This window comes from Thalassotalea loyana (assembly GCF_030161435.1).
GTDB classification, from domain to species: Bacteria; Pseudomonadota; Gammaproteobacteria; order Enterobacterales; family Alteromonadaceae; genus Thalassotalea_G; species Thalassotalea_G loyana.
Genome location: NZ_BSSV01000004.1, coordinates 56,683 through 79,063, shown reverse-complemented (window position 1 = coordinate 79,063; position 22,381 = coordinate 56,683). Strand labels below are relative to the sequence as shown.

21 protein-coding genes are annotated in these 22,381 nt (G+C 41.4%); 13 read left to right on the top strand and 8 right to left on the bottom strand.

What is annotated here, in order from left to right:
• Nucleotides 1-22 precede the first annotated feature (22 nt).
• The 11 genes from QQK05_RS10215 to QQK05_RS10165 all read left to right on the top strand — a co-directional run bounded on the left by QQK05_RS10215 (nt 23) and on the right by QQK05_RS10165 (nt 11,256).
• Complete coding sequence (locus QQK05_RS10215; RefSeq protein WP_407704882.1) at nt 23-1,048, top strand: phosphotransferase family protein; 1,026 nt, start codon at nt 23-25, stop codon at nt 1,046-1,048.
• Between the two features lie 66 nt (nt 1,049-1,114).
• Nucleotides 1,115-1,876, top strand: coding sequence for an SDR family NAD(P)-dependent oxidoreductase (locus tag QQK05_RS10210; protein ID WP_284298224.1), 762 nt, complete (start codon nt 1,115-1,117; stop codon nt 1,874-1,876).
• A gap of 14 nt (nt 1,877-1,890) precedes the next feature.
• Nucleotides 1,891-3,696, top strand: a complete 1,806-nt coding sequence (locus QQK05_RS10205) for an acyl-CoA dehydrogenase (protein ID WP_284298222.1) — start codon at nt 1,891-1,893, stop codon at nt 3,694-3,696.
• A 63-nt stretch (nt 3,697-3,759) separates the two neighbouring features.
• Entirely contained in the window at nt 3,760-4,224 is a 465-nt protein-coding gene (locus QQK05_RS10200; protein ID WP_284298220.1) for a MaoC family dehydratase, read from the top strand.
• Between the two features lie 4 nt (nt 4,225-4,228).
• Nucleotides 4,229-5,134 (top strand): SDR family NAD(P)-dependent oxidoreductase, encoded by a 906-nt coding sequence (locus tag QQK05_RS10195; RefSeq protein ID WP_284298218.1) that lies wholly within the window; start codon nt 4,229-4,231, stop codon nt 5,132-5,134.
• A 144-nt stretch (nt 5,135-5,278) separates the two neighbouring features.
• Nucleotides 5,279-6,952, top strand: coding sequence for a long-chain-fatty-acid--CoA ligase FadD (fadD, locus tag QQK05_RS10190; RefSeq protein WP_284298216.1), 1,674 nt, complete (start codon nt 5,279-5,281; stop codon nt 6,950-6,952).
• 4 nt (nt 6,953-6,956) lie between these two features.
• Nucleotides 6,957-8,015, top strand: coding sequence for a patatin-like phospholipase family protein (locus QQK05_RS10185; RefSeq protein WP_284298214.1), 1,059 nt, complete (start codon nt 6,957-6,959; stop codon nt 8,013-8,015).
• Nucleotides 8,016-8,042: 27 nt separating this feature from the next.
• Nucleotides 8,043-9,041, top strand: a complete 999-nt coding sequence (locus QQK05_RS10180; protein WP_284298212.1) for an NADP-dependent oxidoreductase — start codon at nt 8,043-8,045, stop codon at nt 9,039-9,041.
• Nucleotides 9,042-9,050: 9 nt separating this feature from the next.
• On the top strand, nt 9,051-9,644 hold the full coding sequence (locus tag QQK05_RS10175; protein ID WP_284298210.1) for a hypothetical protein: 594 nt from the start codon (nt 9,051-9,053) through the stop codon (nt 9,642-9,644).
• Nucleotides 9,645-9,725: 81 nt separating this feature from the next.
• Nucleotides 9,726-10,316, top strand: coding sequence for a hypothetical protein (locus tag QQK05_RS10170; protein ID WP_284298208.1), 591 nt, complete (start codon nt 9,726-9,728; stop codon nt 10,314-10,316).
• Nucleotides 10,300-11,256, top strand: coding sequence for a tetratricopeptide repeat protein (locus QQK05_RS10165; RefSeq protein ID WP_284298206.1), 957 nt, complete (start codon nt 10,300-10,302; stop codon nt 11,254-11,256). Before QQK05_RS10170 ends, QQK05_RS10165 begins: the two co-directional genes overlap by 17 nt.
• 59 nt (nt 11,257-11,315) lie before the next feature.
• On the opposite strand, the gene QQK05_RS10160 is transcribed toward QQK05_RS10165, so the two are convergent.
• A complete protein-coding gene (locus QQK05_RS10160) occupies nt 11,316-11,855 on the bottom strand; it encodes a nuclear transport factor 2 family protein (RefSeq protein ID WP_284298205.1) in 540 nt (179 codons plus the stop codon).
• A gap of 137 nt (nt 11,856-11,992) precedes the next feature.
• Between QQK05_RS10160 and QQK05_RS10155 the strand changes: the two genes are divergently transcribed.
• Nucleotides 11,993-12,376, top strand: a complete 384-nt coding sequence (locus tag QQK05_RS10155; RefSeq protein ID WP_284298203.1) for a winged helix-turn-helix transcriptional regulator — start codon at nt 11,993-11,995, stop codon at nt 12,374-12,376.
• On the opposite strand, the gene QQK05_RS10150 is transcribed toward QQK05_RS10155, so the two are convergent.
• Nucleotides 12,373-13,287 carry a LysR family transcriptional regulator gene (locus QQK05_RS10150; protein WP_284298201.1) on the bottom strand — a complete coding sequence of 305 codons (915 nt, stop codon included), beginning with the start codon at nt 13,285-13,287 and terminating at the stop codon, nt 12,373-12,375. The two genes, QQK05_RS10155 and QQK05_RS10150, sit on opposite strands and share 4 nt — an antisense overlap.
• A 112-nt stretch (nt 13,288-13,399) precedes the next feature.
• On the opposite strand from QQK05_RS10150, the gene QQK05_RS10145 reads away from it, so the two are divergent.
• A complete protein-coding gene (locus QQK05_RS10145) occupies nt 13,400-14,119 on the top strand; it encodes an SDR family oxidoreductase (protein WP_284298635.1) in 720 nt (239 codons plus the stop codon).
• Between the two features lie 22 nt (nt 14,120-14,141).
• On the opposite strand, the gene QQK05_RS10140 is transcribed toward QQK05_RS10145, so the two are convergent.
• The 6 genes from QQK05_RS10140 to QQK05_RS10115 form a co-directional block, all read right to left on the bottom strand.
• The gene (locus QQK05_RS10140; RefSeq protein ID WP_284298199.1) at nt 14,142-15,245 is read right to left on the bottom strand and encodes a DUF2855 family protein; all 1,104 of its coding nucleotides are present in this window, start codon (nt 15,243-15,245) and stop codon (nt 14,142-14,144) included.
• Nucleotides 15,245-16,156 (bottom strand): alpha/beta fold hydrolase, encoded by a 912-nt coding sequence (locus QQK05_RS10135; protein WP_284298197.1) that lies wholly within the window; start codon nt 16,154-16,156, stop codon nt 15,245-15,247. Before QQK05_RS10135 ends, QQK05_RS10140 begins: the two co-directional genes overlap by 1 nt.
• A gap of 19 nt (nt 16,157-16,175) precedes the next feature.
• Nucleotides 16,176-16,868: a nitroreductase gene (locus QQK05_RS10130; RefSeq protein ID WP_284298195.1), complete on the bottom strand. Its 693-nt coding sequence runs from the start codon at nt 16,866-16,868 to the stop codon at nt 16,176-16,178.
• A 125-nt stretch (nt 16,869-16,993) separates the two neighbouring features.
• Nucleotides 16,994-19,609 carry a TonB-dependent receptor gene (locus QQK05_RS10125; protein WP_284298193.1) on the bottom strand — a complete coding sequence of 872 codons (2,616 nt, stop codon included), beginning with the start codon at nt 19,607-19,609 and terminating at the stop codon, nt 16,994-16,996.
• Between the two features lie 429 nt (nt 19,610-20,038).
• Complete coding sequence (gene dkgB, locus QQK05_RS10120; protein ID WP_284298191.1) at nt 20,039-20,842, bottom strand: 2,5-didehydrogluconate reductase DkgB; 804 nt, start codon at nt 20,840-20,842, stop codon at nt 20,039-20,041.
• 72 nt (nt 20,843-20,914) lie between these two features.
• Nucleotides 20,915-22,327: an alpha-amylase family glycosyl hydrolase gene (locus QQK05_RS10115; RefSeq protein ID WP_284298190.1), complete on the bottom strand. Its 1,413-nt coding sequence runs from the start codon at nt 22,325-22,327 to the stop codon at nt 20,915-20,917.
• Nucleotides 22,328-22,381 lie beyond the last annotated feature (54 nt).

Genomic DNA, 22,381 nt, shown 5'->3' with positions numbered 1-22,381 from the left:
TGGCATAACAATGAGTGAAGACATGAACATAGCTCAATTAACCACGTATTTAGAAAGCAATATAGAGGGGTTTAAAGGGCCTTTATCGCTCGAAAAGTTTGCTGGTGGCCAGTCGAATCCTACGTTCAAACTGACAGCATCGTCGGGTGTTTACGTATTGCGCCGTCAACCACCAGGCGAGCTGTTGAAATCTGCTCATGCAGTCGACCGTGAGTATCGTGTACTTGCGGCGTTAAAGCACACGCCAGTGCCTGTTGCCAACGTCTATCACCTGTGTGAGGACACGAGTGTTATTGGCTCCATGTTTTATCTTATGGAGTATTGTGATGGTAAGGTTTTTTGGAATGCTCCATTAACAGAAATTTCTGATAATGAAGTGCGCAGTAAGATTTACGATCAAATGAATCTAGCACTCGTTTCGCTTCACAAGGTCGATATTGAAGCCGCTGGATTAAGCGACTATGGCAAACCAGGAAATTACTTTGAACGTCAATTAACGCGCTGGATGGCTCAATATCGTGCGTCAGAGTTACGCAAAATTGATGCCATGGAACAGTTAATTGCTTACCTAGAAAAGTCACTCCCAGAAGATGATGGCAAAGTTAGCCTAGTGCATGGTGACTTTCGTTTAGACAATATGATGTTTGATAAACAAACCCATGAAATTATCGCCGTGCTTGATTGGGAATTGTCAACCTTAGGCCACCCTTATGCCGATTTAGCTTATCAGTGCATGCAGTTGAGAATGCCACAGGGCACAGGAGGTCCAGATGGTTTGCAAGGCATTGACCGACAGGCTTTAGGGATTCCATCAGAAGAAGAATATGTAGCCTTGTATTGTCAGCGCATGGGCATAGACAAAATTGATAATTGGACGTTTTATCTTGCTTTTAGCTTTTTCCGGCTTGCTGCCATCGTGCAGGGAGTGGCAAAGCGCGCATCGCAAGGTAATGCGTCCAATAGCAATGCTGCAAAAGTAGGTGCATTTGTAGAGCCTTTAGCACTTATGGCGCTGCAAGTTGTGGCAAACGAATCATCAACAAAATAACAACTATTAAATGACAATACCTGGAATTATTCAGGGTAATTACAACAGATTAAAGAAGGAAGAATCATGGATCCGCTACTAGATTTTACCGATAAAGTCGTTATCGTCACTGGTGCCGCTCAGGGGTTTGGCAAACTTTTGTCAATCGAGCTTGCGAAACGAGGTGCAAAGTTGGTCATCAGTGACATTAAAGCTGAGCAAGTTCAAGATGTTGGCGACACTATCGCCGCCAGTGGCGCAGAAGTTTATGCGATGACTTGTAATGTTGCTAAAGCAAGTGACTGTAAAGCCATGGTTGATAGAGCTGTGGAAGTGTTTGGTCGAGTCGATATTGCGGTAAATAACGCAGGTATTGCCCATGACTTTGGTACGATCCATGAAATTGATGAAGACGTCATGGACTTGCAATTTGCTGTCAATGTTAAAGGCGTTCAGTTTGGTATGAAGCATCAAATTAGCCAAATGTTGCAGCAAGGTGGCGGTAGTATTCTTAACGTGAGTTCTATGGCTGGGCTTTGTGGAGCACCTTTAGCAGGCGCTTACGCAGCTGCAAAACATGCAGTTATTGGCTTAACTAAAACCGCGGCGGTTGAATACGCCAAGAAAAACATTCGTGTGAACGCCATTTGCCCGTTCTTCACCCTAACTCCAATGGTCACCAATATCGCCGATGAAGAGCTTCAGCAGAACCTTGGCCGTAGAGCACCAATTGGGCGACTAGCTGAGCCAGAAGAAGTGGTAAACACCATGCTATTAATGTTGTCACCTGGTAATACGTATTTTACTGGGCAAAGTATTGCCGTCGACGGCGCCGTGTCAGCGATGTAACTGGAGAAAATACCATGTCAGCACCTATGTTAAATGAGCGAGATCTTGCTTTTTATCTTTATGAATTATTTGACACCGAAAGTTTATGTCAACGCGAGCGTTACCAAGATCATGACAAGCAAACGTTTACGGAAGTGGTCAATACTGCGAAGACGATTGCAGAGAAATACTTTTTGCCAATTCGTCAAAAATTAGATGTACACCAGCCAACATTTGATGGCCAAAAAGTGCATTTAATAAAAGAGATGAAACCGGCTTTTGATGCTGTTAATGACTCCGGTTTGCCATCGGCTTGCGCTGACTATGAATTTAACGGTATGCAACTCCCACCCATTGTTGCAAGCATAGCGGGCGCTTACTTATCTATCGCCGGTGGTAATGCTTTGGGTTATAGCATGCTAACGACGGCAAATGCGAACCTACTTGCTGCACATGGTAGCGATGAGCTCATTGAAAAGTGGGTTAAGCCATTGCGTGATGGGCGTTTTGCAGGAACGATGGCGATGACAGAACCCGATTGTGGTTCGGGGTTAGCTGACCTGACAACGTCTGCTGTTTTGGATGAAGATGGCGTGTATCGCATTAAAGGTAGCAAGATATATATTTCCGGCGGTGATCATGATTTAACTGAAAATATTGTCCACCTCGTGCTTGCTCGTGTGAAAGGAGCACCCAAGGGGGTTAAGGGAATCTCATTATTTGTCGTACCGAAAATAATGGTCAATGAAGATGGCTCTCTTGGCGAAGAAAATGAAGTAAAACTTACGGGTCTGTTCCATAAAATGGGTGGGCGCGCACATACCTCAACAGCGTTAAGCTTTGGCGATGACAAAGGAGCCGTTGGCTACTTGGTTGGTGAGGAAAATAAAGGTCTTCAATATATGTTTCATATGATGAATGAAGCACGTATTTTAGTTGGTACAGGTGCAGCAGTGATTGCTAATGCTGGTTATCAGTACTCTTTAGATTATGCCAAGAATCGCCCTCAAGGCCGATTACCTTCTTCAAAAGATCCATTCTCACCAATGGTTAACATCATCGAACACGCCGATGTTAGACGCATGTTGTTGGCCCAAAAAGCTTATTCAGAAGGTGCTTTAGCATTAGTGCTTTATGGTGCTCAACTATCGGATGATGAAAAAACAGCGCCTACACAAAAGCAACGAGATCATGCACATCTCTTGTTGGATTTCCTCACGCCGATTATTAAAACCTGGCCGTCTGAATATGGTCCTAAGGCCAATGATTTAGCAATTCAAGTACTCGGTGGTCATGGTTACATTAATGAACACCCAGTAGAAATGTTTTATCGAGATAATCGATTGAACCCTATTCATGAGGGAACAACAGGCATTCAATCGCTTGACTTACTTGGTCGCAAAGTCGTGATGAATCAGCAAGCTGGTTATAAAGTAGTGTTAGCAGAAATTGAGCAAACAATCGAGCAAGCAATTGGCGTCCCTTCACTGAGTGAATATGCTGATCATTTAGGAAGTGCGCTAGTCACCTTAAATCAGACGACTACCCATTTACTCAAGTCAATGGCAACGCAAAATATCGACTTGGTATTAGCGAATTCCGTCCAATATTTGTCGATGTTCGGTCATGTAGTCATTGGTTGGTTGTGGCTTAAACAAGCGACTTTAGCCAGTAAAGCATTGGATGGCGACCTTCATGATGATGAAAAAGCATTTTATCGAGGCAAAATTCAGACAATGCAGTACTTCTATCGCTATGAACTTCCCGAAATCAACTTATGGGCAAACACATTAAAAGCGTTAGACGATACAACGTATGAAATGAAAGCCGAGTGGTTTTAATCGGTTTTCTCAAGACAAGAATAGTTATTAGCAACGTTTGATATAGGCATTGAAGGAATAATCATGACAAAAATAATCAAAAAGAGTGATATTGCAGATTATATCGATTTTGAAGCGGAGCCAACTCGATGGCATCAGGTTTCACAGGAACAAATTAATCAGTTTGCTGATTGTACGTATGATCATCAGTTTATACACATTGACCCAGAAAAAGTGAAAGAAACACCGTTTGGCACAACTATCGCTCATGGCTTTTTATCATTGTCATTGCTCTCTCACTTCGCCGAAGAGTTTTCATTGATTATTGAAGGCTTTTACATGGGGATTAATTCAGGCTTTGATAAAGTGCGATTTTTACAGCCTGTGAAAGTTGATAGTCGTATTCGTGCCCATGCAAAAACACTCTCTATTGATGAGACTAAACCAGGCCAATTTCGACTGAAAACCCAAGTAACGGTTGAAATAGAAGGCAACGATACTCCTGCACTTATTGCTGAGTGGATTTCAATTCAAATGGTAAAGGATTAATAAAATGACAATTCGATTCGATAACAAAGTAGCCATTGTTACTGGCGCAGGTAATGGTTTAGGTCGCGCACATGCACTCGAGCTTGCTGCACGAGGAGCAAAGGTCGTGGTCAATGACTTAGGTGGCGCACGTGACGGCAGTGGACAATCCTCTCAAGCGAGTGAGGAAGTGGTTGCATTGATCAAAGCTAATGGCGGTGATGCGATTAGTCACGGCGCAAATGTTGCTAATTTTGACGAAGTTCAAGACATGGTAGATACCGCGGTATCACGCTGGGGTAAAGTGGATATTCTCGTCAACAATGCGGGTATTTTACGTGATAAGTCCTTTAGCAAAATGTCATTAGAAGACTTTAAGTTAGTGATGGATGTGCACTTGATGGGCAGTGTAAATTGCACAAAAGCCGTATGGGATTTGATGCGTGAACAAAATTATGGTCGCATCGTTATGACGACTTCATCAAGCGGTATGTATGGTAACTTCGGTCAATCTAATTATGGCGCAGCAAAGATGGCCCTAGTTGGTTTGATGAACACGCTCGTACTAGAAGGTGCAAAGCACAATATTAAAGTGAACGCATTAGCGCCGACAGCAGGTACACGAATGACAGAAGATTTGATGCCTGAACAAATGGTGAAAATTTTAGCGCCAGAAGCTGTAACAGCGGGATTGATCACTCTGTGTGATGAAGACGCGCCAAATCGCACGATTTTGTGTGCAGGTGCTGGTGGTTACGCGACGGCAAATATGTTTGAAACCGAAGGGATTTTTCTGCCTATAGCTGAGCAAACACCAGAAGCTGTGCGTGAACAGTGGGCTCAACTGACTAATCAAGAACAACAGTGCGCGTTAGAGGCGGGTGTCAAACAGTCTGAAAAGTTTGTCATGAAAGCTATGGCGGCGCTTTAGACGATACTTTAAACAATAGTTGATAATTTTTTCAACAAAACTAATGGCAAATTTGACAGTTGTCAGTTACGTTAATATTCCAATAAAAACTACAATAAATTAACAACAATAGTAACAACAAGAATTAGTAGAGGGGAAAGTTACATGGAAAAATTTTGGTTAGAGAAAAGTTACCCGCCAGGCGTACCCTTTGAGATTGATCCTGAAAAATATAGTTCTTTGGTAGAAATCATCAACAAGTACTTAGCCCAATATAGTGATAATACTGCATTTATTAATATGGGAAAAAGCCTGACGTACAAAGAAGTTCACCAACAATCTACAGCGTTTGCCGCTTACCTACAGCAAGATTTGGGATTAAAGAAAGGCGATAAATTTGCCATCATGATGCCGAATACGTTGCAATATCCAATAGCCTTATTTGGTGCGTTAATGGCAGGTTTAACCGTCGTCAATGTTAATCCACTCTACACAGCGAGAGAATTACAACACCAACTAAAAGATTCTGGCGCTAAAGCCATTTTGATCATTGAAAACTTTGCCAATACATTGGAGCAAGTTATCGATCAAACCGACGTTGAGCATGTTATTTTAACCGCATTAGGTGACCGCCTTGGTGGTTTAAAGGGATTATTAGTAAACAGTGTCGTTCGATACGTTAAAAAAATGGTACCCAAATATAACCTGCCAGCAGCGAAGAAGTTTAACGATGTATTGGCGCAGGGAGAGAAGCTTAACTTCCAAGCGGTTGATGTGACTGGTGATGATTTAGCCTTTTTGCAATACACCGGTGGTACAACTGGTGTGTCGAAAGGTGTCATGCTTTCTCATCGCAATATGGTGGCGAATATTGAGCAGTCAAAGGCAATGACACGCCCAATTTTTGAGATTGGCGAAGAGTTTATGGTGACGGCATTACCGCTTTACCATATCTTCGCATTGAACTCTAATTGCTTGAGTTACATTTGCCATGGTGGTAAAAACCTGCTGATTACGAACCCTCGTGACCTGCCAAACTTTGTGAAAGAGTTATCTAAATACCAAATAACGGCAATTACAGGGGTAAACACTTTATTTAACGGCTTATTACACACGCCAGGATTTGACCAGCTAGATTTTAGCAAGTTAAAAATCTCATTTGGTGGTGGTATGGCAGTACAAGAAGCGGTGGCAAATAAGTGGAAGGCTGTAACAGGCAACCATATGCTTGAAGGCTACGGTCTAACTGAGTGTTGTCCTATGGTATCAAGCTCACCCTATAACCAAACTGAATTTAACGGCACGATCGGAATTCCAGCAGCCTCGACAGACGTGATGTGTGTTGATGATGAAGGTAATCGTGTGGAATTAGGCGAGCCAGGTGAGTTGTGGGTAAAAGGTCCGCAAGTCATGCAAGGGTATTACAATCGTCCAGATGCTACGGCTGAAGTGATGAATGACGGATGGTTCGCAACAGGTGACATCGCAACTATGGATGAAAATGGTTTCTTACGTATTGTTGATCGTAAGAAAGATATGATTATCGTGTCTGGCTTTAACGTGTATCCAAATGAGGTCGAAGAAGTAATCATGATGCACGACGGCGTTGTTGAAGTTGCGGCGATTGGCGTTCCGTGTGAAGTGACAGGTGAGAAAATTAAAATCTACCTGGTCAAAGATAATGATGGCGTAACAGAAGAGTCTGTCATTGCCCATTGTCGACAACATTTAACTAATTATAAGGTTCCTAAATTAATCGAATTTTCAGATGATTTACCCAAAAGTAATGTCGGTAAAATTCTTCGTAAGGAGCTAAGAGATTTAGCAGAGGCAAGTTAATTTAATGCTCGAAATATATGCAGGTGAATCTGCGAGAAAAACAATTGAAGAAAACGGTTTTAGCGCAGAACTATTCACCTCATTTTTAGGGGCCAGTGGTGGCCCCAAATGGTTTACTTTGTATGGGTTAGACAAGTACTTATTCGGCGATTTTTTCAAAGGTAGAACAACACCATTGAATATTGTTGGGTCGAGTGCAGGCGCTTTCAGAAGTGCCTGCTTTGCACAAAAAGATCCGGTTGCCGCGACTAAGCGCTTTGCTAAGCACTACAGTGAAACAACTTATACGGCAAAACCTAACGCCGCGGAAATTACCCAAAGTGTGATTGATATTCTTGATGATTTGTTTGGCGATAATGGAACAAATGAAATTATTGAAAATGACATTTTTCGGGCGCACTTTATCGTGGCGAAATGTCATGGTTTTACCGCAAGTGAAACCAAAGCAAAACAGATATTAGGCATGTCAAAAAGCTTTATGAACAACGCGATTGACCGAAAACGGCTACGTTCTCAATATGAGCGTTATATTTTTAGCCAATCGAGTAGTGATTTAGCACTCCACGATGAAGACGGTTTTACTACGATAAATAAGGCGTTATCACCGGCTAATATTAGGCAAGCATTGATTGCCTCGGGCGCAATCCCATATGTGATGCAAGGTATTCGTGATATTCCTGAATGTGAGCCAGGGATGTACCGTGATGGTGGAATTATTGATTATCACTTTGACTTCGACATTCAAAATCCTGGTTTAACCCTTTATCCACATTTTAGTTCGACATTAAAAGCAGGCTGGTTTGACAAAAAGTTAAATCGAAACGTCCGCGCGCAACACTATGACAATACCGTCGTCATTTGTCCGTCGGCAAAATATGTCGCAACACTTCCTTATCAAAAAATCTCAGATAGAAGTGACTTTATTGATATGGAAACTCAACAACGTCTTGATTATTGGCAAGATATCTTAGCTGCAAGTGAGTATTTAGCTGAAGATTTAGACAAGTTTATCCACCAACAAGCATTAGATAAAATTCAGCCGATGCATGCGTTGCTCGGTTAAGATTATTAACAATAAGAGAGAGTAAGCATGACAACATACAAGGCGATAAATTTAGTTGCCCGCCCGACAGGTGGCCCGATTGGTCCTGAATTATTTGAAGTCGTTGAGAAGCCACTGCCGAGTGTTTCGCAAGGTCAATTTCTAATTAAGCAAACCTATATGTCACTTGACCCTGCGATGTTTGGTTGGATGAGTCCAGACACGAATAGTTATATTCCGCCTGTAGGTTTAGGTGAAGTCATGCGTAGCTCAGGTGTTGGTGAAGTTGTCGAGAGTAACCACCCAGATTTTCAGGTGGGTGACCATGTCATGGGGATGTTCGGTTGGCAAGAATACTTACTCACTGATGGTAAAGGGATGAATAAAGTACCAGCAGGAGTTTCAGATGAGATGGTCTTGAGTATTTTTGCTTTACCTGGTTTAACGGCAACACAAGGGTTATATGGCATTGGTAAACCTAAAAGTGGTGAAACGCTTGTTGTAACTGGAGCAGCAGGTTCTGTTGGCTCTATTGTTGGTCAACTCGCCAAAGCCGATGGTTTAAAGGTGATTGGCGTTGTCGGTAGCGATACCAAAGCAAACTGGATTGTCGATGATCTTGGTTTTGACGGTGCTATTAATTATAAAACAGATGACTTACAAGCGAAGTTAGATGAACTCGCACCTAATGGTGTTGATGTGTATTTTGAAAATACCGGTGGCGAGATTCAAAATCTTGTTTTCAATAAAATGAATACACATGGCCGTGTTGTGGTTTGTGGCATGATTGCCGACTACGCTAAAGCGGTTCCTAATCCAGGACCAAACTGGATCCCTATGATCAAAAAACGCTTAACAGTGCAAGGATTTGCGATGCCTGACCACTTCGGTGAAATTCCTCAATTGCTGGGTAAGTTAACACCTTATGTTACCTCAGGAAAAATCAAGTATCGCGCTCATGTTATTGAAGGTTTAGAGAGTGCTATTACTGGACTAAACATGTTCTTTACTGGTGAAAACCAGGGTAAGTTGATGGTTAAAATATAGGGTGAAGTGATGAATAAATTACTTAAAACATTTGCCCAAGTATTGGCAATTATTGCGTTACCAATAGCGGCACACGCTGATGAAGCGCTAAAAGAAAAGATTACCTCGCTTGATGACACAAGCTTTCAGTGTATTAAACAGATGACTAAAGTGAGAGGATTTTATGTTGATAACGTCGATCCTGAGCGCTTAGCTGAAACGGTGGCAGTTGCACAAAAAGGACAAGGCGAATACCCAGCGGGATCTGTCATTCAGTTAGTCCCTTCTGAAGTCATGGTGAAGCATCCGAAAGGAACCAATAGTAAAACCAATGATTGGGAGTTCTTTGAATTAAAAGTTTCTAAAGAGGGGAGCAAGGTTCATGTTCGTGGCTTTGAAGATGTCGTAAATAAATTTGGCGGCAATTGCTTAGATTGCCACAAAAAAGCCCGACCTGAATTCGATATGGTATGTGAACAAGGCCATGGTTGTGATCCTATCCCAATTACACCTCAAATGACGGCTGTGATTCAGAAGACGGACCCTCGTTGTGAGATGAATTACACATTGTCAAAAGAAGAAATGGCGATAGCTCAACAGCTTAAGGCATTATTTGGTGGATAATTTTGACCAAGTACTTAATAATTGTTAAAAGAAGGTGCATAAGCACCTTTTTTATTGGCATTTACCTTTTAGGGATTGAGCATGTTTAGATTTGGCTTTTTAGTACTTAGCTTTTCGTTAGTGGTTTCAGTTATTAGTGGGTGCACCTCTCAAATGTGGCAAGCACCAACATTTCAAGAAAAAATTCTTGGTTATTATGGCGCGAAAAAAGACAAGAAGCTGATAGTTGAAGGTCAACAATATAGCTATATTTTTGATGCGACGGAGCAATTAATCGATGTACTAGAAGAAAGCCGTACAACATCATTTGACCCGTATTACACTGACTTTAAGATTGATGAGAACAACCAAGTCACCGGACAGTTCCAATTAATGGCTCGAGGTACGCCAGATAAAGAAAAACTAAAAGCCATGGGCTTTTTTGAAAACAAGTTTAACAACATGGTGATTGAGGTTGCTCTGCAGGGTAAAGTCTATCAGTTGGAAGGCGAAATCCCGCTACAAAAACTTGCTAATGACCATTATGTGTTAGTTCAAGCACCTGAATCAGGTATTGCTACGGTTGGGAAAATTATCGCTACACCTGTCACGCTTACTTATGACGCAGGCATGGTTATTCCTGTAGCAACAATGTTCGCTTTTGTCGGCATCCTCAATGGTATTGACCGTTAATCTATCTTCTTCAGTACAAGGATTCGTACGTGCAATTACTGTTTTACAGAGGTTTGAAAGGCTCAAACCTCTGCGTCAAATTATTACCCCGCGCATTGTTCTTACGGTTGTAACCGTTTTTTGTTTACTTATTGCTGTTTGGCAGTTTTCACTTAAAGGACTCGTTGAACAGCAACAAACCAATTCGATTGTTGCTGAGCCAAAAATCAATGACATTATTTTTCTTGATGCGAGATTAATTGAAACCCACTTGCGCCCTAAAGATTATTATCGTCTTGCCAAGGTTGTTGATATTACAGGGGATGTGATTTCGATTACTTATGGTTCATTTTACTACCCCAATAAACGCTCAGTGTTACAAAGTATTAAGTATGGTCAGCTAGCCTATCGCGATTATTTTGACGCTGGACGCGTAAATATCAATTACGACGAATTGGTTAGCATGCGAGATAACGGCGCGATATATCTTGCTAAACGACCAGAGCGAAACAAACTTTTTGGTCGCATTGTCGGGCCAGAAGTTTACTCTGAAATGGATAGATTATTTGGCTTTGATACCAAGAATAGCCGTGGAGATAACCTCATTTACGGAAAGAAAGAAAACATTGCGGGTGAAGGCTACTTAGCGAACCAATACAGCGAAGTCAGCTTAAAGGCCGCCTACCAATTATTCTTACAATCTGCTCAACTGGGTTACGACAAAGGGATGGTCAACCTGGCCACAATGTATATTGATGGCGCACATGTAGATAAGAATTTAGAGCAAGCACTGCATTGGTTAAAGCAAGCATCGCTGCAAAGTAATAAAACTGCGATATATAAATATGTGATTGTTTGCCAGCAAGTTGATAACTGCAGTGAGTTAGATTTTTACCAATCGTTATATGATGCAGGCGTTAATATCAAAGTGAAAAATATTAACTTTACGCTAGATAAGTGAATCTAGCGTAAAGTCGCGGGAGAGCATGGTATATGTGATATATCCATCTAATTAAATCGCTAGAAAACGCCGTTTTGATTGCGAATATTGCCACCACTTAGCAGTGAGTAAAATCGCATAAAGCCATCTAAAGCTTGAATTGAATCCCAATGTTCAACAATTTTTCCGTCTTCGATACGCCATGTATCAATGATGTTTAGACCTTTTTCGTCGTTACCTCTATCTTCAATGTTTAAGGTCGCGTGAGAGTGGAAAATAACGAAGTCACCATCAACATAAATATGTTTCACATCGTATGTGTATTCTGGGTAATCTTTGACGAACTCTCGAAGAAAGCCGACTAATCCTGAAATACTGTCTGGGATATTTCTGTTGTGTTGCACATAATTGCTATCGCCATACTGCGTTATCACATAATCGAAATTATGGTTGTTCATAAGGTTTTGAACAAAGTCAGTGATCAACTCTGCATTGGCAACTTCTTGTGTCGACCAGTGAGTTTTTTGATGAGCATCGAGATCAATAATAATTTTCGGCGACGCATTAGCGAATGTTGACATACTAATGATAAAAAAAATAACCGTAAGAATTTTCCACATAATAGACCTTTAAATTTGACTGTTAGTTACTAATGTATACCATGGTAATTAAATGGAACTTGCATTACAATAAGGCACTTATTTGTCCCATAGGCACACGAAGGTAACCTGTGGACACCAACACAAGGTAAAAAGTTATGGCACCTGAACAAGAAGTGGTGAGGCGCGTATTTGAAAACACGGAAGAATGTCCGATTCGAAATGTTGTAGCACAGATAGGAGATAAGTGGTCCGTACTTATTTTATTTGCACTGGTTGATGGAGCGGATCGTTTTAATGCATTGAAATCACGCATTATTGGCATCTCTCAACGGATGCTGACGCGTACATTGCGAGATTTAGAACGAGAAGGTTATGTAACGCGAACTGTATACCCTGAAGTACCAGTACGTGTTGAATATGCTTTAACGCCAATGGGTAGAGACTTGGCCAAGCCGCTCTATCAACTCGTTAGTTGGGCTGGCGAGCATCATGAACAGATAAAACAGGCCAGACAAGATTATGACAAGAGAAGTGACTAAGCTAAATTTTCGTTTAGTGCCTTTTGATAGCGTTCGTTAAAACGTTCAGCGAGCCAATCCATCAGCATGCTAATGCGTTTGAGTTGATGTCGCTTTGGTGGGCAAACAATTGAAATGGGCGTTGTTTCTGCCCAGTCAGGCAATACCTCTTCAAGCTTGTTGTTTATTATGTCAGCTTGACAATACACATCGGCTAAACGAGTGACGCCGAGTCCTGCAATTGCTGCTTTTTTCATGACGCGGCCACTGATAACTTTCATACCATTGTCGATATTGATGGTTCGTTGAGCATTTCCTTTTTTTAAGTGCCATTTATTCACTGAACCATAAATAAGCGGAACGCGGTAGAGGTCTTCAGGTTGTTTAATTGCGGGATAATGCTCGACTAATGACGGGCTCGCTACATATTTGGTCGTGATGTTGGCGATCCTTCGGCCTATGAGTGTTGAATCTGGCAATTCACCCATGCGTAATACGAGATCATATTGACGCTCAATCAAGTCAACTTGAACACTCGAAAAGTCTAAGGCAACTTGAATATCAGGATATATTTGCTGGAACTCAAGCACAAGCGGAGCGACTATTTCCTCTCCTAATACGCCGCCAACCGAGTTCATCTTGATGAGTCCCGTAAGTTTTTCTTTTTCTTGTGAGGCCCATTCTGACGCTGTATCCAAGTCTAAGATAGCTTGCTTACATTGTTGGTAATAACCATGACCAACTTCGGTTAACTTCAATTGACGAGTTGTTCTGTGAATAAGCTGAACCTTCAAGCTTTTTTCCAATTCAGTCACTAACTGACTTAAGTTTGCTTTTGATGCACCTGTTGCATTAGCCGCTGCCGTAAAGCTGCCATGATCAGCAACTAAGATAAAAGCGCGGATTGCACGCCATGAAATATTGTTAATCAAAACTGAACAATGTTTTAGGATTGGTTGTATTTATCATTCTAAAAGTAGTGGGTATATTTTGTCTACTTTAAAAATAAACAGTTAATTTTTACTATTTCTGGAGGCAAGAATGATGAAGTCACTTATTGTAATTACCGGCGCAAGTTCAGGTATCGGAGCAGCAATGGCAAAACGATTCTCACAGGCAGGCCATGCATTATTACTGGTGGGGCGTAGACTAGAAAAAATGGAAGCGCTAAACCTGCCCAATACCATGTGTAAGCAAGTCGACGTCACAGAGCCTGTATCGCTTCAAAATGCAATTTCTCAAGCCGAAGCAGCATATGGTCCGGTGGAGTGTTTGATCAACAATGCAGGGGTTATGCTGTTAGGACAAGTTGATACACAAGACCCAATAGAGTGGAAAAAAATGTTCGATGTCAACGTATTAGCGTTATTGAATTCAACCCAAGCCGTTTTACCTGCAATGAAAATGCGCAAAGGCGGAACGATAATTAATGTAAGCTCTATTGCGGGTAAAAAATCATTTCCAAATCATGCTGCGTATGTTGGAACAAAATTCGCCGTTTCTTCTATATCTGAAAATATTCGCGAAGAGGTTGCGGATTTTGGTGTCAGAGTGATGACAATTTGCCCTGGAGCTGTGGAAACGGAACTACTTGGTCATACTACGGAGCAATCCATCATTGATGGTTATGAAGAATGGAAAACATCAATGGGTGGTGTACTGGCTGCCGATGATATCGCAAGAACAGCCATGTTCATGTTTGAGCAACCTCAAGCGGTGAACATTCGTGATGTTGTTATTTCTGCCACTAGGCAGACGGCTTAATTGGATACTGCAATTTGAGGGTCTAAAGACCCTCTATTTTATTAATATATCCTGTATTTGCGTTGGCTTTGCCTTGTAATACGGTTAAATACCGTTGGCTGAATTGTTGAGCAGATTCATCGTCACGAACAATTAGGTGTTCTAGCGAAAATTGTTGTTGGCTAAATAACATGAATTGATAGAAGTCTTTTGCCATCGTTGCTAAAAGCTTTTCTTTTCCCCATTCTAGACTTCTTTTTTGCATTTGATGAGGCGCGAAGAATAGTTCCGGAACTGGGCCGGGTAGGGTTTGCTCCATTGCAACCTTATCGAAGTGTGTGACACCAACGCGACAAGAATACTTTAGCGCATGATCAAAATGGTGGTGAATTTTAGAAATAACATCTTTATTACCCGCCATGTCGACAAGTACCGACCCAGTAGTGCTGTCCATTTCATTTAGGTCGTTATAGCTAATTACTTTGTCAAAACAACCGAGTGAAGCAACGTAATTAACACGCGATGAAGAAGTGATACCAATTGTAGGTTTTTCATGTCGTTTTTTGATTGCATGGGCGAGGGCAATGCTTGTTTTGCTTGATGCGCTGGTAATTAAGTACTGTTGCGCACCAAAATAACCATTATCAAAGAAGAAATCTTCAATCAGCCATGCCGTTGTGTATAGACCTCGCAATAAAATGTCTAAATCTTCAAACGCTTTGTTGTAGGTTGGTGAGTTAGCAACGTGCTCAAAATAGCTATAAAGAGGTGCCAGTTGAGCTCGATATTCACTAATATCGTAGAAACCTGATGATGATACTTTGCCTGCATGTATTTCAACATGACTCGCCATTGGGAAGAAGCCCCACAAGCGTTCGCCTATTTTTATATCACTATGGTTTGAGGCGACCACTTCCCCATAGCCCATGACGGGAATTCGTCCTAAATCAGGTTGGCTTGCGGGAAAAAACTTCCAATAACCAAGGTAATCGCCCATCACTGCATAGCTAATATTATTTGCGGTTAAAGCGAATTTATCAATCGCGATAACGACATGTTCATGAGCAAGTTGTGTGGGTAACTGTTGCTGGCAAAACTGGTGATGATTAAAGGCCTTTCTATTCACTTCGAATGTTGTTTGCAGCATTATGGAGCCCTAGTAATAAATGAATCAATGTGTTGGTTGATCTGCTCACTTTCTTCATGGTGAAGCCAATGCGAGGCATGCTCAAATGGCACTACAGTTAGATCTTGTATGTAGTCGTCCAACCCCTCAATGCATTCCGGTACAAATGCTTGATCCTGCTTTCCCCATAAGACGAGTGTAGGGCGATTAATATTAATGGTGGGTATCGACATATCGTGGGTTGAGATAACGGGTCCGCCATTGGCAACTCGTTTTTGGCTTGAAGGTGCTAATTGAGGCATGGCTCTATAGTATTGCAGCATGCCATTAATCGCCCCTTCTCGTTGCCAAACTTGCTTATACTGTTGTTTTAGCTCATCGGACAATACCGAACTATTCATACTCGAAAGAATTTTATTAAACAAATATTGGTAATTATTTTCTTTCAATTTTTCAACGGCGTTTTTAGCGATAAGATCGTGAATGTACTCACTTTTTAACTGTTGTTTTGGATTGTTAATCATTTCGCGAGTAAACGTGCTTGGGTGCGCCGCATTGAGGATGATCAAGTGAGAGAAGAGTTGAGGGTAAAACGCGACCAGTGGCCAGGCGATTGCCCCTCCCCAGTCGTGCGCGACTAGTATCACTTCTCGATGATGGCTAATAGCGTTGATAAACTTAGAGAAGAAACTAATTAGATTTGGCACTTGGTAAAAGTTGATATTACTTGGCTTATCACTTTGGTTATAACCAGGTAAATCAGGCGCAATGACTCGATAACTTTTTGAAAAGTGAATCAGTTGCGCTTGCCATGTATGCCAACTCTCAGGAAAACCATGTAGAAACACCATGGTTTTCTCATGATGCTCACCACCTTCAACAAAGTGTATGTCAACGTCATCTATGCTTACATGTTGATGGTTCAACGACATGGCATTTCCTTATCCAAATTTAAACGTTATTGTTTGATTTAAGGTGATTTCTACCCAAAAAATGAACGGCGTTTTCTAAAGGTTCACGCTCTGTTCGTGTTTTATTCGCAGGTGCGCCCTCTGCAGCATAACCAAAAGACATACCGAATAAAATGCCACGTTCTTCTGGAATATTTAGTTGCTGTTTAACGGGCTCTGGAAACTGCCCAAGCGCGCCTTGCATACAACTTGAAATACCTTGCTCTTCGAGTAGCAAAGACAGCGTTTGCGCATAAATGCCTAGATCTACTGCGCCCATTATGTTGAGGTATTTTTCCATGGTAAAAAAAGCTACGTGCGGAGCATCAAAGAATTGCCAATTTCGTGCCATGGCCATTTGGCGAGCTTGTTTGTCTTCGCGCGCTATTCCCATTGAAGTGTATAGCGCATTAGCTGAACCAAATTGACGCTCACGATGAATACCTTGGTACTGTGGCGTCCAATCGAATTCTGGGCTTGGCTTTGCACCGCTCATTAGGGCTTTCATAAAAGATTGCTTGAGCGTTTCTTTCTCTTGGCCTGAAACGACATATACTTGCCAAGGCTGCACATTACAGTTTGATGGTGATAGTTGTGCATGTTGGAAGACTTCCTTTAGTAATTTAGGTTCAATAGGTTGGTCTTTAAATGCACGTGTAGAAAAGCGTTGAGATAAGATCTGTTGTAACGACATGTTGGTTCTCATTATTCTTAAAATAGAAATAGCCCCGAAGGGCTATTTTGTTGTTTTATTGTTCTATCTTGACACTGTTAAGTCTAATTGAAAACAATTAATTAACAGTGACTTAAACAATCATTTTAAAAACGTTTTTTGAACGTAACACCATAAGTTACTGGTTCAGAAACATAAGCATTTAACTTACCTTCCTGCAGTGGTGTGTTGAAGTTAGTACGATTGATGTACTCTTCATCAAACACGTTACGACCCCACAAAATAATATCTGCGTCGTACTCTTCTAGGTTCATGTACCAACGAAGATTCACTAAGTTGTAGCTATCTTGAGTTGCATATGGGTCATTACTACCGTCTAACACCATATCGCCTGTGTAGCTGTAATCAACTTGAACGTACGAGAAGATGCTTTCGCCTAGGTAGAACTCTTTCTTCACTTTAAGCATTAACTGATTTTCTGGCTCACCTGCTGGGCGATCACCAGAGCGATTACAGTATGGATTTGGATTTGCAGGATCTGTGCTTTCTTGACCAGGATCTACGATACCTGTGTGCCATGTGTAAGCGACCCAACAGTTACCACGTTCAAAGGTTTTGTACTCAGCATTGACGTATGCATATGAGAAGTTAACTTCGATGCTATCTGTTGGGTACCAAGACGATTCAAGTTCAAATCCTGAAATCTCATAGTCACCAGCATTTTGCAAGTTAAAACCATTACCTGTAAATGTATTTGCTTGGAAGTCATCTACTGTTGTGTAGTGCGCTGCCGCATTGATACGTAAGTTTTGCTCGATGAAGTCTTTCTTCAAACCAACTTCAAAAGATGAAGACGTTTCAGCATCAAACACTGGCTCAAAACCTTCTCGAATACGGTCAGTATTTGTACCACCAGACTTATATCCGTTACCGTATGATGCATATACCATGGTATCTCGATCAACCTGATAACTCAGTTTTATCGTACCTGTGATTTGATCGTCTTCAAGTGTTTCGTTTATGTCCGGACGAGACGCCGTTGTTGCGCCTAGCGCTTGGAAACCCCAACCCGGAGTCTGGAATGGTTGAATGGCCGCTAAGAATGTTGGATCTGTTGGGCTCATTTGACCTGCGCCAACTGCACCCAACAATGCACCTGCTACACCAGCACCATAAATGAGTGTGCCAGGCACTGGAGCCGCAGGATCGCCGATTGAACTAAAGAACGTTGGGAACGGCGTACCGCCAGGCAAGTTCTCACTAAATACAGTCGATAAATCTTTCGTTTCATCGGTGTAACGAATACCTGCGGTTAATGTTAATGCGTCGGTTAGCTTGTAATCGAACTGGCCAAATATTGCGTAACTTTCATGCTCTTGTTCTGCGATATGGTCGAATCCTGTGCCCGCAGGAGCAGCTTCAGCAGATGGAAGTATTAAACCGCCGGTTAACGCACTAATACCATCAATACCTGCTAATAGTGGATCAAAGGCACCTTGGAAGTTAGACATAAAGAATGGGTTGAACAAGGTGTCGGTATATAAGCTGTAGTCTAAATCTAAGTCTTGTTGGAAGTAATATACACCTAATATGTAGTTCAGATTTTCACTCACATAATCAAGGCGAATCTCTTGTGAGAACGAACTTTGTTCTGAGTCATTTCGCGTTCCGAATAGGTTTGCATCGGTAAAGTCAGTATCTGTGTTATCGAAAGATTCAAAGTTTCGCCAAGCGGAAATAGAGGTGATTGAGTAATTGCTGTCAATTTCATAATTGATTTCCATAGATAGACCTCGGTCTTCCATGGTTGACTCAGGTAAGAATGATAATGCAACTTCTCTATCGAAAAAGGCGTCACCACCAGCAAATACAGTACCGCCCAAACCAGGTAATACAGCGTCGCTACCAAACTTGCCTGGGATATCGGTTGCTTGCAAGTTACTCAATTGGACTGGTGCAGCACAACATATTTCATCAATTTCTGCATAATCAGCGATAAATCGAATTTCTAACTCGTCAGTCGGCGTGTAAAGGGCCTGTAATCGTGCACCCCAACGATCTCTATCGTTGAGTTTGTTATCACCTAAATTGACATCGTCAACGATGCCATCTCTTTGGCTACCAAATGCTGTCACACGAAATGCTAGAACATCTTCGATTGCAGAGATTGAAGCCGCACCTGAAAAGTTCATCAGGCCGTAATTACCAAATGTCGCTTCAACAAAGCCATCTTCACCATCATGACTAGGCTTTACGGTGCGCACTAGAATAGCACCTGACGGCGTGTTCTTTCCGAATAATGTCCCTTGAGGGCCACGCAGCACTTCAACGGCTTCAACATCTACTAAGTTGTTGATCATAGAGTTTTGTCGTGCACGGTAAACGCCGTCAACGTACAAACCAACTGATGATTCTAAACCAAAGTTTTGAGAAGAGGTTCCTACACCACGAATCGAGAAGCTTGAGTTTGTTGAGCTTTGACTTTGGAAAGCACCTAAAGCAGGTACACTCGTTTGCAAGTCATACATATCTTTGATGACTGACTCTGACATCTCATCCCCTGAAAAAGCCGATACTGCAATCGGTACTTCTTGAAGGTTTTGGATACGTTTTTGAGCGGTTACTGTTATGGTTTCTAAACCCTTATCTTCATCGTCCGCGCTTGGTGTTTCTTGAGCATAAACTGCGAGTGAGTTTAAGCTGAGAATTGCCGCAACACTGAGTGCTAATTTGTTCGGCGTAAAGGATTTTTTATTATTCATTGAGCTCTCCCCATACATCAAGGCGACAACAACCTGCCTCTTTGCTACTTATTTTTGAATTTATTGATAGCTACGTGGCTAAAAATTATTATTATTTTTATTGTTAAATTTTTGTTGATTAATAATTGTTCAACTCCAATTTGACGAGTAAAAATGGGCTTGTCAAACATTTCAATAGTGTAGAAACTCTAATTAATCATATAAATAGGATGGCAATTTTGGTTAAAACTTGACAGTGTAAAGGAGCACCTTGTCAGACCTGTGGTTAAAGCAAATATTCTAAATTGTATGTCTGTAGTTTATTTTGGATATTTTTTTTGTGAATGTTCTAGGTGGTTAAGGTTCTTAGACATAAAAAAGCCCAACAATAAAATAAAATTGTTGGGCGTAAAAGTAAGGGAAGTCTTTTAAATGGATGTTAAATGTTACTTATTTATCCCAGACAGGTGAGAAATCTGGCGCAGCAATTCTGTCATTGCAATTAAGTTGATTGATCAATTGTATTTCGTCACGTGAAAGCGTGATATCAAGTCCAACTAGGTTTGCTTCAATATTATTGACTTTAGTTGATGATGGGATCGTAATGAGGTTATTTGCTTGAGTCCAAGCGATAATAACTTGCGCAGGTGTGCATTGATGGCCTTTTGCGATCGCCGTGACAACGTTATCGTTTAATACTTTTCCTACTGCAAACGGCATATAGCCCGTCACCAATATTTGGTTTTCTCGGCAGTAGTTGCGCACAGAGTCGTTGGTCAGGTATGGGTGTACTTCGATTTGATTGGTTAATAATTTGTGATCGCCAAGTGCAGGTTGAATTTCATCCATTTGAGCAATAGTAAAATTAGAAACACCAATCGCTTTTGTAAGGCTTTGCTCTTTAACTGCTACGAGCGAATTTGTCGCGTCAGCTAGGCTTGTGCCTTGTGGTGGGGCTGGCCAATGAATCAACAATAAGTCGATATAGTCTGTTTTGAGTTTGCTTAGGCTTTCTCTAACACTTTGCTCGAACTTGTCATGTGATAAATTATCGTTCCAAACTTTTGTGGTTAGAAAGATGTCTTGTCGGTTGATTCCACTATCGACAATCGCTTGACCAACTTCTGCTTCATTGCCGTATATTTGTGCAGTATCGATGTGACGGTAACCGGCTTTTAAAGCGTTCAACACTGATTGATATGCAACGTCACCTTCAAGTCGAAACGTACCAAAACCCATTGCTGGAATTTTCATAATAATCCTTAAACGTAAAAGAGGAGGCTAGAACTAGCCTCCTACGAAATAAATTTTCTCGTGATAACTGTTTTACTTTACAAAAACTTTATAATCATATGCTGGAATCACTAGTGCTGTATCCGGAGTGATTGTCGTCGCTTGTTGTGTAAAGTATTCCTGGTACTCACCCAACTGAATATTCTCATTGAAGCTCACCGTCGCAGGCTTGTCGGAAAAGTTAATCGCGACAAATACCTTGTCGTTATTTTTAACACGAGCAAATGAAAATACTTGTTTTGGTTGGTTGTTTGGCACAGGAATCATTTTTCCACCCCATTTACCATTCCACAGTGCCTCATTGTCGTGTTTCAATGTGAATAACGATTTATATAGATCACCAATAGGGTGTGGTTGCCAGTTAATTTCGTCTTTATCGAAAAACGCAAGTGGGCGGTCTAATCCCGCTTCTTGACCGCTGTAAAGTAGTGGCATACCTTCAGCTGTTACGGTCAATACAATACTTGCCTCAAGGTAAGGGCCAAAGCGTTCAAACATGCTTTCTTCCCATGAGTTTTTGTCATGGTTATCGACAAAATTCATTTTTATTGCGTTGTCTGGCCACGCATTTAATGAATGTGCAAAGTAATGGTATACACCTGAAGCATCTTTGTGTCCTTTATAAACGTCTTCTAATGTGTCATGTAATTTCCATGCATAACTCATATCAAATGCTTTTTTGTGTAAATCGCGTGAATCCCACTCCGCAAGCATAAAGACAGGTTTTATTTCATCTAACTCAGACCTTACATTGTCCCAAAAGTCTGTTGGTATGAAGCCCGCAACGTCTGCACGGTAACCGTCAATATTCGCTTCTTTAACCCAGAACTTTAATGCGTCGGTCATGTATTCGCGCATTTCAGGATTTTCAAAATCGAAATCGATAATATCGCTCCAGTCCCACCATGGTGTCGGTTGAAAGTTGCCATTGTGATCTTTGGTATACCACTCTGGATTCGTTTCAGTGAGCGGATTATCCCAAGCACTATGGTTAGCCACCCAATCTAAAATCACGTACATGCCCATACTGTGTGCTTTATCGACTAAGGCTTTTAAGTCATCCATTGTGCCGAACTCAGGGTTTGCCGCCATGTAGTCTTTGACCGCATAGTAGCTTCCTTTTTCACCTTTTCGATTTTTCTCCCCAATAGGATGTATAGGCATTAACCACAGAATGTCGACGCCCATTTCTTTTAATCGAGGCAAGTGCTCAGAAAAAGCGTTAAAGGTACCTTCTGGCGTATATTGTCGAACATTGACTTCGTAGATAGTCGCGTTTTTTGACCACTGCGGATGTTCTATTTCAACATAAGGGGTGGGTTGGTATTTCGACATTTGAGTTTGCTCACTTGTTGTACTTGCTTGCTCGCCACAACCACTTAACCATAGTGACATGATGGTAAGTGGAATAAGCCCAAATTTATTTAACCTACTTTTATTATTCATTTTTATTTCGCTCGCTATGCAAATTTCCTAGCCTCATTGTCTATACATCAGCAT

What these genes read in the sequence shown, in the direction of transcription:
- QQK05_RS10185 (WP_284298214.1), top strand. Translation starts at nt 6,957, where the DNA reads ATGCTCGAAATATATGCAGGTGAATCTGCGAGAAAAACAATTGAAGAA.
- QQK05_RS10165 (WP_284298206.1), top strand. Translation starts at nt 10,300, where the DNA reads ATGGTATTGACCGTTAATCTATCTTCTTCAGTACAAGGATTCGTACGT.
- QQK05_RS10200 (WP_284298220.1), top strand. Translation starts at nt 3,760, where the DNA reads ATGACAAAAATAATCAAAAAGAGTGATATTGCAGATTATATCGATTTT.
- QQK05_RS10175 (WP_284298210.1), top strand. Translation starts at nt 9,051, where the DNA reads ATGAATAAATTACTTAAAACATTTGCCCAAGTATTGGCAATTATTGCG.
- dkgB (WP_284298191.1), bottom strand. Translation starts at nt 20,842, where the DNA reads ATGAAAATTCCAGCAATGGGTTTTGGTACGTTTCGACTTGAAGGTGAC.
- QQK05_RS10180 (WP_284298212.1), top strand. Translation starts at nt 8,043, where the DNA reads ATGACAACATACAAGGCGATAAATTTAGTTGCCCGCCCGACAGGTGGC.
- QQK05_RS10215 (WP_407704882.1), top strand. Translation starts at nt 23, where the DNA reads ATGAACATAGCTCAATTAACCACGTATTTAGAAAGCAATATAGAGGGG.
- QQK05_RS10195 (WP_284298218.1), top strand. Translation starts at nt 4,229, where the DNA reads ATGACAATTCGATTCGATAACAAAGTAGCCATTGTTACTGGCGCAGGT.
- QQK05_RS10130 (WP_284298195.1), bottom strand. Translation starts at nt 16,868, where the DNA reads ATGTCGTTACAACAGATCTTATCTCAACGCTTTTCTACACGTGCATTT.
- QQK05_RS10125 (WP_284298193.1), bottom strand. Translation starts at nt 19,609, where the DNA reads ATGAATAATAAAAAATCCTTTACGCCGAACAAATTAGCACTCAGTGTT.
- QQK05_RS10160 (WP_284298205.1), bottom strand. Translation starts at nt 11,855, where the DNA reads ATGTGGAAAATTCTTACGGTTATTTTTTTTATCATTAGTATGTCAACA.
- QQK05_RS10140 (WP_284298199.1), bottom strand. Translation starts at nt 15,245, where the DNA reads ATGCTGCAAACAACATTCGAAGTGAATAGAAAGGCCTTTAATCATCAC.
- QQK05_RS10210 (WP_284298224.1), top strand. Translation starts at nt 1,115, where the DNA reads ATGGATCCGCTACTAGATTTTACCGATAAAGTCGTTATCGTCACTGGT.
- QQK05_RS10115 (WP_284298190.1), bottom strand. Translation starts at nt 22,327, where the DNA reads ATGAATAATAAAAGTAGGTTAAATAAATTTGGGCTTATTCCACTTACC.
- fadD (WP_284298216.1), top strand. Translation starts at nt 5,279, where the DNA reads ATGGAAAAATTTTGGTTAGAGAAAAGTTACCCGCCAGGCGTACCCTTT.
- QQK05_RS10135 (WP_284298197.1), bottom strand. Translation starts at nt 16,156, where the DNA reads ATGTCGTTGAACCATCAACATGTAAGCATAGATGACGTTGACATACAC.
- QQK05_RS10205 (WP_284298222.1), top strand. Translation starts at nt 1,891, where the DNA reads ATGTCAGCACCTATGTTAAATGAGCGAGATCTTGCTTTTTATCTTTAT.
- QQK05_RS10170 (WP_284298208.1), top strand. Translation starts at nt 9,726, where the DNA reads ATGTTTAGATTTGGCTTTTTAGTACTTAGCTTTTCGTTAGTGGTTTCA.
- QQK05_RS10145 (WP_284298635.1), top strand. Translation starts at nt 13,400, where the DNA reads ATGAAGTCACTTATTGTAATTACCGGCGCAAGTTCAGGTATCGGAGCA.
- QQK05_RS10155 (WP_284298203.1), top strand. Translation starts at nt 11,993, where the DNA reads ATGGCACCTGAACAAGAAGTGGTGAGGCGCGTATTTGAAAACACGGAA.